Annotated in this window: 13 protein-coding genes; 9 read left to right on the top strand and 4 right to left on the bottom strand. The window is 61.9% G+C overall.

What is annotated here, in order from left to right; genetic code table 11:
- Positions 1 to 604: 604 nt before the first annotated feature.
- Positions 605 to 1,759: an RHE_PE00001 family protein gene (locus C6558_RS24985; RefSeq protein ID WP_025429638.1), complete on the top strand. Its 1,155-nt coding sequence runs from the start codon at positions 605 to 607 to the stop codon at positions 1,757 to 1,759.
- Positions 1,760 to 2,129: 370 nt separating this feature from the next.
- Here the strand turns inward: C6558_RS24985 and C6558_RS24975 are convergent, their stop codons facing one another.
- Together C6558_RS24975 and C6558_RS24970 are read right to left on the bottom strand one after the other, a co-directional pair.
- Entirely contained in the window at positions 2,130 to 3,308 is a 1,179-nt protein-coding gene (locus C6558_RS24975; RefSeq protein WP_107027878.1) for an IS110 family transposase, read from the bottom strand.
- A gap of 260 nt (positions 3,309 to 3,568) precedes the next feature.
- Positions 3,569 to 4,723, bottom strand: coding sequence for an amidohydrolase (locus tag C6558_RS24970; RefSeq protein ID WP_025429640.1), 1,155 nt, complete (start codon positions 4,721 to 4,723; stop codon positions 3,569 to 3,571).
- Between the two features lie 299 nt (positions 4,724 to 5,022).
- Here C6558_RS24970 and C6558_RS24965 point away from each other — a divergent pair, with 299 nt between their 5' ends.
- On the top strand, positions 5,023 to 5,898 hold the full coding sequence (locus C6558_RS24965) for a LysR family transcriptional regulator (protein WP_084815180.1): 876 nt from the start codon (positions 5,023 to 5,025) through the stop codon (positions 5,896 to 5,898).
- A gap of 22 nt (positions 5,899 to 5,920) precedes the next feature.
- Here C6558_RS24965 and C6558_RS24960 read toward each other — a convergent pair whose 3' ends face one another.
- Complete coding sequence (locus C6558_RS24960) at positions 5,921 to 6,745, bottom strand: IclR family transcriptional regulator (RefSeq protein WP_025429642.1); 825 nt, start codon at positions 6,743 to 6,745, stop codon at positions 5,921 to 5,923.
- 148 nt (positions 6,746 to 6,893) lie between these two features.
- Here C6558_RS24960 and C6558_RS24955 point away from each other — a divergent pair, with 148 nt between their 5' ends.
- The 6 genes from C6558_RS24955 to proC are packed head-to-tail and all read left to right on the top strand — an operon-like array spanning position 6,894 to position 14,078.
- The gene (locus C6558_RS24955) at positions 6,894 to 7,664 is read left to right on the top strand and encodes an enoyl-CoA hydratase/isomerase family protein (protein ID WP_025429643.1); all 771 of its coding nucleotides are present in this window, start codon (positions 6,894 to 6,896) and stop codon (positions 7,662 to 7,664) included.
- 57 nt (positions 7,665 to 7,721) lie between these two features.
- Positions 7,722 to 8,798, top strand: coding sequence for a polyamine ABC transporter substrate-binding protein (locus C6558_RS24950; protein WP_025429644.1), 1,077 nt, complete (start codon positions 7,722 to 7,724; stop codon positions 8,796 to 8,798).
- Positions 8,799 to 8,809: 11 nt separating this feature from the next.
- Entirely contained in the window at positions 8,810 to 9,889 is a 1,080-nt protein-coding gene (locus tag C6558_RS24945) for an ABC transporter ATP-binding protein (RefSeq protein WP_107027877.1), read from the top strand.
- Entirely contained in the window at positions 9,886 to 11,652 is a 1,767-nt protein-coding gene (locus C6558_RS24940) for an ABC transporter permease subunit (RefSeq protein ID WP_057205839.1), read from the top strand. Before C6558_RS24945 ends, C6558_RS24940 begins: the two co-directional genes overlap by 4 nt.
- Positions 11,653 to 11,673: 21 nt before the next feature.
- Positions 11,674 to 13,209, top strand: coding sequence for an AMP-binding protein (locus C6558_RS24935; protein WP_025429647.1), 1,536 nt, complete (start codon positions 11,674 to 11,676; stop codon positions 13,207 to 13,209).
- Positions 13,210 to 13,256: 47 nt separating this feature from the next.
- Positions 13,257 to 14,078, top strand: a complete 822-nt coding sequence (gene proC / locus C6558_RS24930) for a pyrroline-5-carboxylate reductase (RefSeq protein WP_057206143.1) — start codon at positions 13,257 to 13,259, stop codon at positions 14,076 to 14,078.
- A 24-nt stretch (positions 14,079 to 14,102) separates the two neighbouring features.
- On the opposite strand, the gene C6558_RS24925 is transcribed toward proC, so the two are convergent.
- Positions 14,103 to 15,029 (bottom strand): LysR family transcriptional regulator, encoded by a 927-nt coding sequence (locus C6558_RS24925; protein WP_025429649.1) that lies wholly within the window; start codon positions 15,027 to 15,029, stop codon positions 14,103 to 14,105.
- Between the two features lie 286 nt (positions 15,030 to 15,315).
- Here C6558_RS24925 and C6558_RS24920 point away from each other — a divergent pair, with 286 nt between their 5' ends.
- A complete protein-coding gene (locus C6558_RS24920) occupies positions 15,316 to 16,092 on the top strand; it encodes a 5-oxoprolinase subunit PxpA (protein WP_107027876.1) in 777 nt (258 codons plus the stop codon).
- The last annotated feature ends 7 nt before the right edge of the window (positions 16,093 to 16,099 follow it).

Below are 16,099 nucleotides of genomic sequence, written 5' to 3'. Positions count from 1 at the left end.
GGGCCGTTTTGTCGGAAAGTATCGCTCCTACACATTCGGCAGCATGAACGAACGCAAGCTGCTGCGTGGGCGCCATGCCCATCGCGATGCTAAGGCGAGTTAGTTTCGCCAGAGCGAGAAAGCGCCTGCGTGATAGGTTGCGCAATGCCTTTTCGGCCCAGAGAAGGGCAGGGGCCACCTGTCGCATAGACGCGTGTTGACAGCTGTCAACACGCAGGCGTTCGTCTGGCATCCCCAGCTCGAACCGCTATCCGTCCGCAATCCTGTCCGGCCTGACCCCTGTCGACTTCGATGACCAAAATCCCTTCACGACCGTCTTTCGAGACGTTAGCCGAATGGAAAGGAAATGCTGCTATGTTGGCAATGCTGGCCTTCCTGCGTTGCGAATGGCCCTCAAGAGCGTACAATGTGATGGTCGAATTCGTCGATTCGAATCCGGTTTGCGCTCATTTGAAGCGCTAAGAAGGCGATTCTACCCTTCCGTACTGGTCAACGCAGAAACCCGACGACAAACATCCCGGTATCCGCTAAAACGGCATGTCATGTGTGTCGGAAGAAAACTGTCCGTTTTCCTTCCGTTTGCCAGAAATAGCGTGTGATTGTAATGCGATACCAAATCCCGGAATTAGTGCTGCAGACGCTGTTTTCCGCAACGATCGAAGCTGAAGATCGGTTGGCGCGGCTGGATGAGCGTGCCGGCCGCCATCCCGTCGCCGAAGGCTTTCGCGAGCGTGGTCAGTTCTTCGATGCGGCCGGTGCCCTCTGGGTTGCCGGCGAGTTGGTCCATGTCGAGGATCTGGTGCTGCATGATGCGCATATGGATGCCCGTGCGCCGACACACGAGTTGACGATCGCGCATGCAGTCTTGCGTGCGCGCCGGAGGATCTGGTTGTCCGACCCTGATTGGGCGCTATCGTCCGCCGGTCTGGCGGTCCTTCGCGGCGAACAAGTCGGCGGCGAGACACCGTCGATCGAGATGGACCGAGGCGTTCCGCCGGGGACGGCGGATGACGATAATGTCATCGCTGACGGCGATGACGACGACAATCCGCTTTCCCTCGAGTTCGCGGAGATCGATGCTGCGATCGCGCGATCGCAACGTCTGCTCGATGAACAGGCGGATGAAGTCGGTGACAGCGGATTTGGGGGGACAGAGCGCCCGTCCGCCTCAGAGCCCAAGGGACAGTTGGGGCTGCTTTTCGATGACGAATGGGACGAGGGCGCGCGGCTCGAGGCGTGGCGATCCCTGATTGCGGCTGCGGACCGAATGCCGGCCTGCCTTGGCGCGGCGATGCTCTTCGATGCCTGGGAGCAGATCGAGCCGCTTCGCAGGCAGCATTGGCTGGGAGGGTTGCTCGTTGGCGCCTACCTGCGCGCGCGTGGTAAAGTGACGTCGCATCTCATCAGCTTCCATACGGGCCTGAAGACAATTCGCCACGAACGGCGTCGTGCAAGAGATCAGGAGGTTCGGCTGAGGGCGTTTCTGGAGGCTCTAGTCCTCACCGGCGAACTTGGCCTCAAGGAGTTGGATCGACTGTTTCTCGCCAAGACCCAGATGGAAATGCGCGTGCGCGACCGTCGCTCAAATAGCAGCCTGCCAGGCCTGATCGAGCTTCTGCTGTCTCGGCCGATCGTTTCCGCCGGGCTGGTGGCGCGTCATGTCGGCGTCACCCAGCGGGGCGCGCTCAATCTTGTCCGCGAACTTGGGGCCAAGGAAATGACCGGCAGGGGGCGTTACCGCGGTTGGGGGATATTGTAGCCGGTTGCGCAGTTGCACAGGCGGCAAACGGTCTTGACCGGATGTTCGGCTCACCGCGGCTTACATGGGGAACTTCGGGTCAAGAACTTTTAAAGGTCCATCGCATGTTTCCTTCGGTCGCTCTTTCGGCATCCAAGGCTGAGCCTGTTCGCGTGAACGGGCCTGTTTCCATTGCCGGTTCAAACTCACATTCGGTCGCCGCGCCGAGCGGCTGCACCATCATTCCGCTTGCGTTGCGGCAAAGGCTCAGGAGGACGAGACCATTCTTAGTAGCGGCGTTTGAAGCCATGTCGCGGATCGGTTCGTCCCCCCTGGATCCGCCAGGATTGATCGCTCCTGGAAGATTAGAGAATGTGGCTTGTGTGCATTGTCAGGCCGTCTTTAACACCGCGCCCTCGATGACAACGCCGGCGATCACATATTTCCATAGAGCAACCAACAATTTGCGTGCCAGCGCCACGATCGCGCTCTTCTTCGCGCGCCCACCGCTGGATTGCACGCGGGCCGTAAACCACTGGCTCAACGCTGATTGCGGCTGATGGCGCAACCACAACCACGACAGTTGGATCATCGTGGTACGCAGGCGCGGGTTGCCCGCCTTCGAGACGCCTTGCTCGTGATCGATGGTTCCACTCTGCCAGGGTGTCGGTGCCAGCCCCGCGTACGCAGCAACCTGTCGCCGGTTGTCAAAATGGCGAAACAGCCCTTCGGTCCAGAGAACAGCCGCGAATTCCAGACCAATGCCTTTGACTTCGCACAACATCGCCCCAGTTGGGATCAGCGTTGCCGCCACGCTGTTCTTTTGCGCCGCCAGGAGCGTATCGCGCTCGTTCTCCACCGCTGTAATTTGCTCTAGCAACAATTCAAGGCGATCAAGTTCACGGCTTATTTGAGTTTTGAGGTGGGTCGGCAAAGGACGGCCATCACCCGTGTGAAGCTCGTCCAGTTGCTTGCGCCGGTTCTTGCGCAGCGGCTCGTAACCACTTATGCCCTGACCGAAGAGCAGGCCTTTAATGCGATTGACATGTTTGACGCGCTCGGCGATCAGAACCTTGCGCTCCCGGCAAAGGCGACGGCGATCTTCTTCCTCGGGGCTTGGCGCATTGACCATGGCGCACACCCGCGGCTCTCCGCGTTTGAAAGCCAACAGCGCTCGGACCAGCGCCTCACCATCCAATTTGTCCGTCTTCGCTCGCCGGCGCCTGCGCGAGGTTGCTATCGAGGCTGGATCGACGACGTATCTTTCTATCCCGTTCGCCTTCAGCACACGATCGATCCAGAAGCCGTCAAGCCCGGCTTCCTGAATGCTCACGATCGGAACCTGATTGCCCGTACGAGATCGCACCTTCTCCTGGAGCTGAGTAAAACGACCCAGCAATGCCGTCACATCGCCGCCAACCACAGAGTGCTTCGACATCTTCTCGCCGTTTCCCGGCGACAACGATGTGATCGGCCAGGTTGAGCGAGAGAGTTCCAACGACACGAAAATTGCGGCAAGATCAGTGCGGATAGCGGTCGGCGAATGCGGTTGGGAAGTTCCAGCTTCCATGACGGCGTCTCCTATGAGGTGAGTGCGTTATTGCAGCCTCACTCTGCCAGAGCGCCGGCCGCTATTCACTCCCCATGGAATCTTTGTAGGTCAACTCAGGCGTCAGCTCTTGATCCTTGAACGACGGTGCCACGGTCGACGGCGGGCAGCAAAGATCGCAGCGCAGCCCGATTATTCGGCATAGTCCTACAGGTGATCCAGACCACAGTCTTGATCCGGGGGGCAACGAATGCCTGCCGCTCGCTGCTCCCTGTCGGCAATCAGCCTAGCAGGTTGCGGATCGTCCGCATGAAGGCGCGAGCGCCCACCTCGATCAGTGCATCGGGAAAGTCGTAGTCCGGATTGTGCAGGCGAGGGTGGTCCTCACCTGCACCGAGGAAGAACATTGCTGAGGGGGCGACGCGGCCGAAAAGGCCGAAATCTTCCGATGCCTTCATCGGCAGGGCGGTCGGGCCCGCGTCGTGGCTGATCCGCTCCTCGCCAAGAGCGCGGCGCAAATGGTCGACGGCCGCCGGCGCGTTGCTGCACTGATGGAAGATATCTTCGTAGCTGATCGACGATGTGAGCCCGCCGGCCGTCGAATGTTTATGGACGAGAGCTTCGGCACGCCTCACCAGCTCACCCATCCGCTCGTCCGTCAGCGTGCGCAATGTTGCCCAGATCTCGGCATGGCCGGGGCTGATGCCGAAGGCGGGTTCGCCGAGGCGCGCGTGGGTCACGGTTACCAGCGTGAAATCGGCATCGAGCGAACCGCCGGCGCCAAGTGCAGTCAACTCACTCAGGAGATGAGCCATGGCGGAGGTCGGGGCGACGCCATCTTCCGGGCAGGACGCGTGCGCGGTCTTGCCCGAAAGCACGAACCTCATGCCGCGCGAGGCGCAATTGACCGGCCCTTCGGCCAACGCAACGTGCCCCAGCGGCAGGCCGGGAAAGTTATGCAGCGAAAACACAAAGTCCGGTTTCAGCGGCTCGAATTTAGGATCCGCCAACACGGCGGCGGCACCGGCACCATTCTCTTCGGCCGGTTGGAAAAGCAGGATCGCCCGCCCGCGTGCCGGTCTTTTCCGGGAGAGCCCTTTGGCGAGCGCCATTAGGATTGCCGTGTGGCCGTCGTGTCCGCAGAGATGCCCCTTGCCGGTGATCTCGGATCGGTGCGGCGAAGTTGAAAGTTCTTCGATCGGCAAGGCATCGAGTTCGGAGCGGATCATCACGGTCGGACCATGGGTCGCTCCGTGATAAACGGCCGCCACCCCATGCCCACCGAGGTCAGTGACGATCTCGTCCGGTTGGCTCGACCCCAGCGCCCGTGCGACCATTCTGGCCGTCTCGACCTCTTCGCCTGATAGCTCCGGCTTGCGATGGAGTTCACGCCGAAACGCGGTGATCTCGTCCAGTTCGCCACCATTCAAAAACATGCGCAATATCCCAACCAGTGTCCGCCTCGGTGGGGCGTGTCGATCGAGCCCCGGTATCGGTGGGGAATGTGAAGCGGCGCTCCAGCTCTGTCTAGTCGGGAAAGTGCAAGTCGGCGAAGTGTCTGCATCGAGACCGCGAGTGCCGGGTAGTGTTGGAAGACGATATCGGTCGGGACCGCTGTAACCCAATCGACTTTCTCCACCGCCCGGAAAGCAGGCGGTGGAGAGATCGAGGAGGGCCGCTAAGGTCCCCATTCTCCCGAGGCGGCGTCCGCCACCAGACGCACCAGCATCTTGCCGTGGTTGGCACCCCTGAAGAGGTCGATGAAGGCGGAGGGAGCATTTTCGAGACCGTCGACCACGGTTTCGCGGATTTTGACCTGCCCCGCCTTCAGCCAACCGACCATATCGAGGAGCGCCTGGGCGTCTCGGTTTTTGAGATCGAGGGCCGCAAGGCCCTGCTGACGCGCCAGGGCCATGTGCTCTATCGGCGCGGCAAATCGCTCGTCGACGAAGCCACAAGACTGGAGCGTGCGGCGAGAAACCTCGCCAAGGGCCAGGAGCAGGAACTTCGCCTTGCGGTGGAGGGGCTGTTTCCCACATGGCTCTTGCTGCGCTGTTTGGACCAGTTCGCAGCCGAATACCCGGAGACGCGGATCGAGCTTTTCGAAACCGTCATGGGCGGCACGGACGAAATGCTGCTCTCGGGCGCCGTCGATCTTGCGATCTGCGCCGATACCCTGCCGGCCGGCCACAGGGGCGAGGTGCTGATGCGCTATCGGGCGATCGCGGCTGCCGCCCCGTTCCATCCGCTGCATCAGATCGGCCGCGAACTGGCAATGGAGGATCTGAAAGGGCACCGCCACCTCGTCATCCGTGACAGCGGGCTGCAACGCGTGCGCCATAGCGTCTGGAATGTGACTGAACAGCGGCTCACCGTCAGCCACAAATCAACATCCATACGGGCGGCCTGCATTGGCATGGGTTTTGCCTGGTATCCGGAAGACTGGATCCGCGAAGAACTGGCCGCAGGCCAGCTCAAGCCCTTGCCGCTCAGGGAAGGGGCGGAGCGCTGGGGCGCGATGTATCTGGTTTATCCCGATCCTGATGGTGCCGGACCGGGCGCCCGCCGGTTGGGCGATATCATCATCCACGCGGCACAGGGCGTCGCATGAGCGATTGACCTGGGTCGAACAGCTATCTTCGGGCGCCACCAACGAGCGAGATCGAGCGCGCCGCGGCGGTCACCAGCGGAGCAAAGCGTTCTTCCGTTTCCTCCGGCGTGTAGCGGCTGCGCGATACCGCGATGTTGATCGCGCCGTAAGGCGTGCCATTGGCATCCAGCACCGGTGCGGCGATCGACAGGTCGCCGTGGAAATATTCCTCGAATGCGGTGGCATAGCCCTTGGTCGCCGATTGTTTCAGCTTTGTCTTCAGCGCATCGATGTCCCATGTCGTGTGCGGCGTAAACGGGTAGAGATCCGATTTTTCGAGGATTGCATGGGCGGTCTCCTCCGGCAGGCCCGAGAGGATGGCGATCCCCGGAGCCGTGCAATAGGCCGGCAGCCGCGTGCCAGTGATGACGTCGTTGTTCAGCACGTGACGGCTCATGAAGCGCGACACGAAAACAATGTCGGTATCGTCGAGCACGGTCAGGTTGACGGTTTCTTCGGTGGCTTTGCTCAAGTGCAGAAGATAGGGCATGCCCCTTTCGACGAAGCCGCTGGCGCGGGTGTAGTGATAGCCGAAATCAAGCGCCTTCACCGTCAGCTCAAAGCGCTTCGTATCGGCGTTTTTGCCGAGATAGCCGAGCTTGGCGAGCGTGTGCGTGAAGCGCTGGGCGGCGCTCATGTCGAGCCCGGTTTCCTCGGCGATCTGTGACAGGCTGAGGTTCGGGCGGCGACCGTCAAAGGCTCTGAGAACCCTGAAGGCTTTCTCGACCGACTGCACCAGCAAGGGATCGCGGTCTTCTCCCGGCGTTTCGTTTTCGTCTGTCGCAGCCTTGTTCGCCTTGCGCGCCATGTATCCCCGTTCCCTGCGGTTTCCCACATATCGATAACAGAATCGCCAAGCATCGGAAAAGGTGCTTGACAGCTAAAATAAACCTAATCACACTATGACATAACAATTATCGCATTGCAATAGTTGTTTAATTGCAACGGAGAAAATCATGGACCGCTTCATCCTGACAGAACGGCGTGGCGAGGTCGGCGTCATCACGCTGAACCGCCCCGAAATCCTCAATGCCTGGCACAGCCCGATGCGCCAGCAGCTGGTTGCTGCCTTCACGTCGTTCGAAGAAGACGAGACGGTCCGCGCCATTATCCTGACCGGTGCCGGTGATCGTGCGTTCAGCGCAGGCCAGGATCTGAACGAGACGCGCACATTCGACGGTGCCCGTGGCCAGGAATGGGTGGGCGAATGGGAACGGCTCTATGATGCGATGCGCTCGCTGTCGAAGCCGCTGATCGCGGCACTCAACGGCGTTGCTGCCGGTTCTGCGTTTCAGGTGGCACTTCTCTGCGACTTCCGCGTCGCTCATCCGGGCGTGCGTATGGGGCAGCCGGAAATCAATTCCGGCATCGCCAGCACCACAGGCCCGTGGATGATGCGCGAGATGATCGGTCTTTCCCGCACCATCGACCTGACGCTCAGCGGTCGCCTGATGCAGTCGGATGAATGCCAGGCCATCGGCATCATCAACCGCATCGTTCCGCAGGAACACGTCATGGATGAAGCCCTCTCGCTTGCCCGCGAACTCGCCGCCAAGCCGCCGGTCGCCATGCGGCTTGACAAACAGCGCTTCAGGGAGATGACAGAGGCTGGTTTCCGCGACTGCCTCGAAGCCGGCGCTCGCATCCAGCGCGAAGCCTACGCCTCCGGCGAACCGGCGCGGATGATGGAACAGTTTCTCGCACGGCGTGCGGCAAGCAAGGCCTGACAAGGGCCAGGCCGCTTATGGGAGGCGGCGCGCAATCCAAAACAAGAGGGTAGAACAATGACCAGCAACAAACGCATACTGATTGACCGCCGCAGCCTGTTGAAAATCGGCGGAGGCCTGGGCGTCGCCCTGGCCGCGCCTGCCGTCTTCACGCGGTCCGCATTTGCCGCCGAAACCCTGACCGTCGCCGATCCCGGCGGCCCCTACAGCCCCGGTTACCGCAAGGCATTCTACGATCCCTTCGAACAGGCGACCGGTATCAAAGTTATCAATGTTGCCCGCGACGCCGAACCGACCGCCCAGTTCCGGGCGATGGTCGAGACCCAGTCCTATAGCTGGGACGTCTGCACGCTGACGCTTTCCGCCCGCGACATTCTCGAAAAGCGCGACCTGCTCGAGCCGATCAACCTGCCGGCAGCCGACGTTCCCGGGCTGATGCCCGACGCCCTGACCGAGCTATGGCTTGGCGTCGACGTCTATTCCACCATCATGGCCTATCGCACCGACCACTTCGACGCGGCCAACGGTCCGAGTTCCTGGGCCGATTTCTGGAATGTCGAGAAATTCCCGGGGCGGCGTGCCCTGCGCAAGAACCCGATCGATACGCTGGAGCAGGCGTTGCTGGCCGATGGCGTGCCGATCGCCGAACTCTACCCGCTCGACATCGAGCGCGCCTATGCCAGCCTCGAAAAGATCAAGCCGCATGTCGATGTCTGGTGGACAGGCGGCGCCCAGTCGAGCCAGTTGATCCAGAGCGGCGAAGTTGACCTGATCGCCCTGTGGAACGCCCGGGCCCAGGCGGTGATCGACGGTGGTGCGCCGGTCAAGATCGGCTGGAACCAGGGGCTCTACTCGATCGAGGGCTGGGGCATTCCGAAGGGCTCGCCGCGTGCCGATATCGCCCGGCAGTTCGTCAAGTTCTGCGCCGATCCGAAGCAGCAGGCGCTCTTTACCGAGTTCCTCGCCTACGGCCCGACGAACCTGAAGGCCTATGAGCATATTCCGGCAGAACGCGCTGCCGCCCTGCCCACCTCCGAGGCAAATCTGAAGGTCATGACCATTGCGCGGGAAGACTGGTGGAGCGCCAACCGTTCCGAAATGACCGAGCGCTTCAACGCCTGGATCCTGGGTTAAGGGGAAATCTGATGCTCGCGAAGCCCGAACAAGCCACTCGCCCAAAACTTCTCGTCGACGGATTGGCCAAGAGCTACGGCGCCACCGTTGCTCTCAAGCCCACGCACGTCGCGGTCCAGACCGGCGAGTTCCTGACGCTTCTCGGGCCTTCGGGCTCCGGCAAGACCACCTTGCTGCAGATGATCAGCGGGCTGGTCCTGCCAACGGAGGGCCGCCTGTTCATCGACGGCAGCAATGAGACGGAAACGCCGGTACACAAGCGCGACATCGGCCTCGTTTTCCAGCACTACGCCCTGTTTCCGCATCTGACGGTCGCCGAGAATATAGGCTTTCCCTTGAAGATGCGCGGCAAGATCACTGCCGAGATCGACAGGCAGGTCAAAGGCGCACTCGACATGGTTCAGCTCGGCCATCTGGCCGGGCGGTTCCCGCGCGAACTTTCCGGCGGGCAGCAGCAGCGCGTGGCGCTTGCCCGCTGCTTCGTCTACCAGCCGTCGATCATCCTGATGGACGAGCCGCTGGGCGCGCTCGACAAGAAGCTTCGCGAGCATATGCAGTTCGAGATCAAGCGGCTGCACCGGCAGACCGGCGCCACGATCATCTTTGTGACGCATGACCAGGAGGAGGCACTGGCGCTCTCCGACCGCATCTGCCTGATGAATCATGCCATGGTCGAGCAGATCGGTCCGCCGCAGGAAATCTACGCCCGGCCACGCACCGCCTTTGCCGCCGATTTCATTGGCATCTCCAACATCTTCCGCGGCCGCGTCGAGCTTGGCTCGGGCGGTGTCGCGCACCTTTCGACCCCGAGTGGACGCTTCCGGATCGATGGCACCGGCCTTTCCAACAATGCCGAGATGGCGCTGGTGGTGCGGCCGGAGCATCTCGAACTCGGCTCGACTGGCGCAAACGAGATCAGCGGTCGCGTCGCAGAGGTCGTCTATGCCGGCTCTGAAACCCGACTGCTCGTCGACATCTCTGTCGGTGAGCTGGTCACGGTTCGTGTCCTTCCCGGTAAGCCGTTGCCTGGTATAGGCGACAACATCACGCTGAACTGGGCGCCGGAAGCCGCCGTGTTGGTGACGCCATGACCGCGGCGGCTGTCTCCACTCCGCGCTCTGTGCGCTCCAACCGCTTCCGCTTTGGGCCGCTTTGGCTGGCAGCGCCCGGCCTTGCCTTCCTTCTGATTTTCTTCCTCGTTCCCGTCGCAAGGCTGATGGGCCTCAGCCTCGAGGACGCCGACACCGGCGCGATGACCGCCAGCCACTATGCGAGGATCTTCGAGACCGACGTCTATTTCCGCGTTCTGTTGATCACCTTCCGCATCGCCGGACTGACGACGCTCTTCTCTCTGCTTCTCGGCTATCCCCTGGCCTACTGGTTGTCGCGCTTGCCGGATCGGACGCGCGGCACGATGATCCTGCTCGTGATGGTGCCCTTCTGGACGAGCTACCTCGTCAAGAGCTTTGCCTGGGTCATCGTGCTGGGACGCACCGGGATCATCAACCAGATCGGCCTGGGATCAGGTGTGCTCAGCCAGCCGCTGGAGCTGTTGCACAATGAACTCGGCGTTATGATCGGCATGGTTCATGCCATGGTGCCGCTCGCCATCCTCACCATGCTGCCTGTCATGACCGGCATCGACCGCCGGCTGACGCAAGCATCGGCAACGTTGGGCGCGACGCCTGCGAAGGGCTTCTGGCTCGTCTATTTCCCGCTTTCGCTTCCGGGTGCGGCGGCTGCCGGCCTGCTGACCTTCATCTCCTCGCTCGGCTTCTTCATTGTTCCGGCCCTGCTTGGTGGGCGTCAGCAGACGATGCTCGCTCAATTGATCATCGTCCAGGTTCAGGAAATCCTGAACTGGGCCTTCGCCGGGGCTCTTGCCGCGATGATGCTGCTGGCGGCACTGGTGACGTGCTGGGTTTACGATCGGGTGTTCGGGCTCTCCAGCCTTTCGGGCGAGCCGTCCGACGGCAAGGCCGGCAAAACCGGTTTCCTGCGCGCCCTTGGCCTGGCGATCCTCGATCGGGTGGCGAGCATCAGCAGCGCCATTGCGTCCGGCAGCCACCGGCTGTTGGGAGCGGCGGTTTCAAGCCGCATGCTCGGCATCTACAGCGTCTTGCTGTTCGCCTTCCTGATGCTGCCGACGCTCGTCGTCCTGCCGATCGCCTTTACCAGTTCGCAGTTCCTCGAGTTCCCGCCGCCGGGATATGGCCTGGAATGGTTCCGGACCTATTTCACCTCCGACCTCTGGGTCGCGGCCACCATCCGCTCGTTCGGCGTCGCCTTCGCGACCGCCATCGTTGCAACGGTGATCGGTGGCTTTGCGGCGCTGGCGCTTGCCCGTTCGCGTTCGCGCTGGCGCGGCATCATCTTCGCCTTCTTCCTGGCGCCGATGATCGTGCCGCGTATCGTCATTGCCGTCGGCCTGTTCTACCTCTTTGCCCAGATGGGACTTGTTGCCACCGACCTTGGCCTGGTGATCGGTCACACGGTGCTGGCGCTGCCCTTTGCCTTCGTCGCCATTGCCGCTGTGCTGAAGAGCTACGACTGGCGGCTCGACCAGGCTGCGGCAACCCTTGGGGCAAATCGGGTTCAGGCCCTGCGGTTCGTGACCGTGCCGCTGATCAAGAGCGGCCTGACGGCAGCGTTCCTCTTTGCCTTCATCACCTCGTTCGACGAGCTGACCGTGGCGATCTTCGTCAGCGGCGGCGTCAAGACGACCCTGCCGAAGCAGATGTGGGATGACATGATCCTGCAGCTCAACCCGACGCTCGCGGCGGTTTCGGTCGTCGTCTTCATCGTCGTGACAACACTTCTCCTGGCGGCGGAAAAACTCCGCCGCTCCACCTGACACCATATCCGAGATCCTCCCATGACCGTATCTCTCGAAGGCTTCCTCGGAAGCTTCACGACCAAGGCTGCCCGCAAACCGGAACAGGTGTTCGCCCGTTTCAATGGCGAGCCGATCACCTTTGCCGCCCTCGATACGATGTCGGCAGCACTTGCCGCCGACCTCCGCCAACGCGGCCTGAAATCCGGTGACCGCGCCGCCGTGATGATGCGCAATTCGCGCCTGTCGCTGGCCGTGCTCTTCGGACTTGCCAGGGCCGGTGTCGTCTGGGTCCCGGTCAACGCCCAGCTTCGCGGCGAAGGCCTGCGCTATATCCTGGAGCATTGCGAGCCGGGCGTCGTCATCTGCGACGCTGAGCTTGCCGAAACCATCAATGAAAGCGGTGCTGCTGTGCCCGCTGCCGGGATAATCCTTGCAGGCGAACAGGCTGGCCCGGCGTCGCTGGAAGCAATTCTGTCGTCGGGTGGTGTCGCTTTCAATGAGGAGCCGCCTGCGGCCGACGATCTGTTTGCGATCATGTATACTTCCGGCACCACCGGCCGACCGAAGGGCGTGCTGGTGACCCACGGCATGATCCGGCTTGCGGGCGAGGCGGTGCGCACGCTTTCGGTGGGAGGGCCGGGCGACGTCTTCTTCGTCTGGGAGCCGCTCTATCATATCGGTGGCGCCCAATTGATCGTGCTGCCGATCATCGAGGACCTGTCGCTCGCCATGGTCGACAAGTTCAGCGCCAGCCGCTTCTGGGATCAGGTGCGCACCTATGGTGCCACCCATATCCACTATCTCGGCGGCATTCTGCAGATCCTGCTGAAGCAGCCGGAAAGCGAAGATGACCGCAAGCATCCGGTGCGCATCGCCTGGGGCGGCGGCTGCCCGAAGGAGGTCTGGCCGCAGTTCAAGGAACGCTTCGGTGTCGAAATGCGCGAATGCTACGGCATGACGGAGGCCTCCAGCATCACCACCTGCAACGCCACCGGCGTCGTCGGCGCCGTCGGGCAGCCGATGCCCTGGTTCTCGGTCGATATTCTCAACGAAAAGGGCGAGCCGGTGCCGGCAGGCGACAAGGGCGAGATCGTCGTGCGCACCTCGCTTGAGGGCGCACTGTTCAAGGGATATCTGCGCAATCCGGAAGCGACGGAAAAGACCCTTCGCAACGGTGCGCTTCATACTGGCGATTCCGGCTCCTTCGATGTCGACGGCAATCTCTGGTTCCACGGTCGGCTCACCGACAGTGTGCGATGCAAGGGCGAAAACGTCTCCGCCTGGGAGGTCGAGCATGTTGCCGCCGCCTACCCAGCGGTCGAGGATTGCGCCATGATCGGCGTTGCCGCCGATGTCGGCGAGCAGGACATCAAGCTCTTCGTCAAGCCGAAACCCGGCAGCGCCATCGATCCGATCGATCTGTCAGGATGGCTGGCCCATCGGCTCGCGCCCTACCAGAACCCGCGCTACATTGCCGTCGTCGACGAATTCGAGCGCACGCCGAGCCAGCGCATCATGAAACACCGGCTGCCCGCCGGTCTCGACAATTGCTGGGATCGGCTGGCACGACAGTAGGACCGAGGTGTCTAGGGCGAACACGGCGAATGAAGAGAGGCGACGAGATGGAACAGTCAGAGGAAATCGTGTTGGTCGGCTGCGGCAACATGGGTTTTGCCTTGCTCGAAGGCTGGCTTGATCGGGCCGGTATTCCTGCAGCCCAAATTCATGTGGTCGAGCCTGCGGAATCTCTTCGCCACCGCGCCGCCGCGCGTGGCGCAACGGTTTATGATGATGCGGCCGGCTTGCCGGCTGCCTTGCGGCCGCGCGCCGTCATAATCGCCGTCAAGCCGCAGGTCGTCGGCTCGATGCTTGGCGCCTACCGCCGGTTCAGGGACACGTCGGTGTTTGTAAGCATCGCCGCCGGCGTGCCGATCTCGACCTTCGAGAATACCCTGGGCAACGCCGCGATCGTGCGCGCCATACCCAATATGCCGGCCTCGATCGGCATGGGGGTGATTGCAGCCTTTGGCAGCACTCACATCGACGACAATCAGACGGGTTTTGTCACCGATCTTCTGGCGGCCGTCGGCAGTGTTCACTGGCTGGCGGAGGAACGGCTTGTCGATGCGGCAACGGCGATATCCGGTTCAGGGCCGGCCTATCTCTTCCATTTCATCGAGTGTCTGACCGACGCGGGAATTGCCGTCGGCCTGCCGCCGGAAACCGCTCTTGCCTTGGCAAAGCAGACGGTCAATGGCGCCGCTGCTCTTGCCAGCACCAGCGCATTTTCGCCGGCAGAGCTGCGCCAGCAGGTGACCAGCCCGAACGGCACGACCGCCGCCGCGCTCGAGGTCCTGACGGCTGAGCCAAGTCTGGCCGATCTGGTGAAGCGGGCGGCCGCGGCTGCGCATCGCCGGGCGTTGGAACTGGCCCTCGGCAACTGATCGCCAGCCGAGGATGTTTCCGCATCAGGGCGTGGTAAACGACGCGTCGCGCACGCCCGGAATGTGAAACGTCTGCTGGAAATAGGACCGCAGCGCCTGCATCGGCGGCGTGAATTCCGCTCCCCGCCGCCAGGCAAGGCCGACATCCATCGCTGGGACGGGATCGCGCACGTTGATCGTCTCGATGCGCCGGCCCTCGAGCGACCAGGGGCGATGGACCATGTCGGAGAGTATGGCAACGCCCTGGCCATTGGCGACCAGCGAGCGCACCGCCTCCACCGACGAGGTCCTGAGGATGACGCGCGGCTGGTAGGTCGACGTGCTCCAGTATTTCAGCGACGAATGCGCGGCCTCGTCGACCGTCAGCATGATGTAGGGCTCCTCGGCGATCTCGCGAAAACCGACGCTGTCGCGTTGCAGTAGCGGATGCTGGGCCGGCACCCAGAGCCGTCGCGTCGAGCTCATCAGCTTTTCGGTCGTCAGTGCCGGGTTGAGAATGTTCGAGCTCAAAAGCACCGCCATGTCGTAGCGGTTGGTGAGCAGGCCCTCCTCGATCGATTCCCGCTTGAGTTCGAACAACTGCAGCTCGAGTTTCGGAAACAGGCGTCGCAGCCGCTCGATATGCTGCGGCAGGAAGTAGCCGATGACGGTATAGGTGGCGGCGATCGCAAGTGTACCCTCGACGGCGCTGCTGACGATGTTCAGATGGGTCGCTTCGTCCACCTTCTTCAGGATCTCGTAGGCATGGGAGAGAAACTGCCGCCCCGCCATCGTCAAGTCCATGCCGCTTGGCGTGCGCAGGAACAGGTTGGTGCCGACGATGCGCTCCAGCTCCTTGATCGCCGTGGTCACCGCGGACTGGGAGATCGAGAGATCGACCGCCGCCTGGGATATCTGACCAAGTTCTGCCGTCGCGACGAAATAGCGAAGCTGGCGAAGACTGATCGACAAAGCCCATCTCCCATCTGATTATTTTATACAGCGGCTCGGAAAATCAGAAAGTCTGCCACGTCTTTGAGCAGTCGTCTGGTCATCCCTCAGGCATTTCACCGTAAGCCGCTCTAAACACGCTAATTTTCGCAGGCGTTTTTTGCAACTGCGAATTCTGAAATTCAGATACTCGGCATGTGAAAATAGAATTTTTCAAATGCTCTGTTTCACCCTAGCGTTCCCTGGAGGTCAGGGTTGCCGGGAGAGCAATCTCCAGGAGAGCGACCTGCAACAGAGGGATGAGGCATTGCTCGACGTCGTCGATATCAATTGCGATATGGGAGAAGCATTCGGCCGCTGGCGCATCGGCGATACCGACGATGCGGCACTGATGCCGCTGATCAGCTCCGCCAATATCGCTGCCGGCTTCCATGGAGGCGATCCCAATCTGATGGATGAAACGGTCCGGCTCGCCGCCGAACATGGCGTCGGCATCGGCGCCCATCCCGGCTATCGCGACCTGCAGGGTTTCGGCCGCCGCAAGATAGCAGGCACTGCCCGCGAGCTCGTCAACGACATGGTCTACCAGGTCGGCGCGATCCGCGAATTCGCCCGCCGGCACGGTGCCCCTCTGCAGCATGTAAAGCCGCACGGAGCGCTCTACATGGAGATGGCCGTCGACCGCGAACTCTCCCAGATCTTCATGCAATACATGCGCACGGTCGCGCCCAATGCTTTTGTCTTCTGCATGGCCGGATCGGCGACGGAGCTTGCAGCTCAGGAAGTCGGCCAGCCAGTCATTCGCGAGTTCTATGCCGACCGCGACTATGACGACAGCGGCTCGATCGTCTTTACCCGCGATGCCGGCCGGCCCGATGCCGCGGCGATCGCCCGCAAGGTCGTTCGCGCCTGTCGGGAAGGGCGGGTGCGCACGGTCACGGGCGCCGATATCGCGGTTCCGTTCGAATCCATTTGTTTTCATTCCGATACGCTCAGCGCGCTCGATATCGTGCGCCTCATGCGGGAGGGGCTGAGTGCCGAGGGCATTCGCATCGCTCCCGTCTCTCAGGTCAAAACCAGATAACATAGCG

Origin of the sequence: Ensifer sp. NM-2 (assembly GCF_003024455.1) — a bacterium.
Taxonomy (GTDB): Bacteria; Pseudomonadota; Alphaproteobacteria; order Rhizobiales; family Rhizobiaceae; genus Ensifer; species Ensifer canadensis.
The sequence above is the reverse complement of the archived record's forward strand: the minus strand, read 5'-3'. Positions and strand labels throughout refer to the sequence as shown.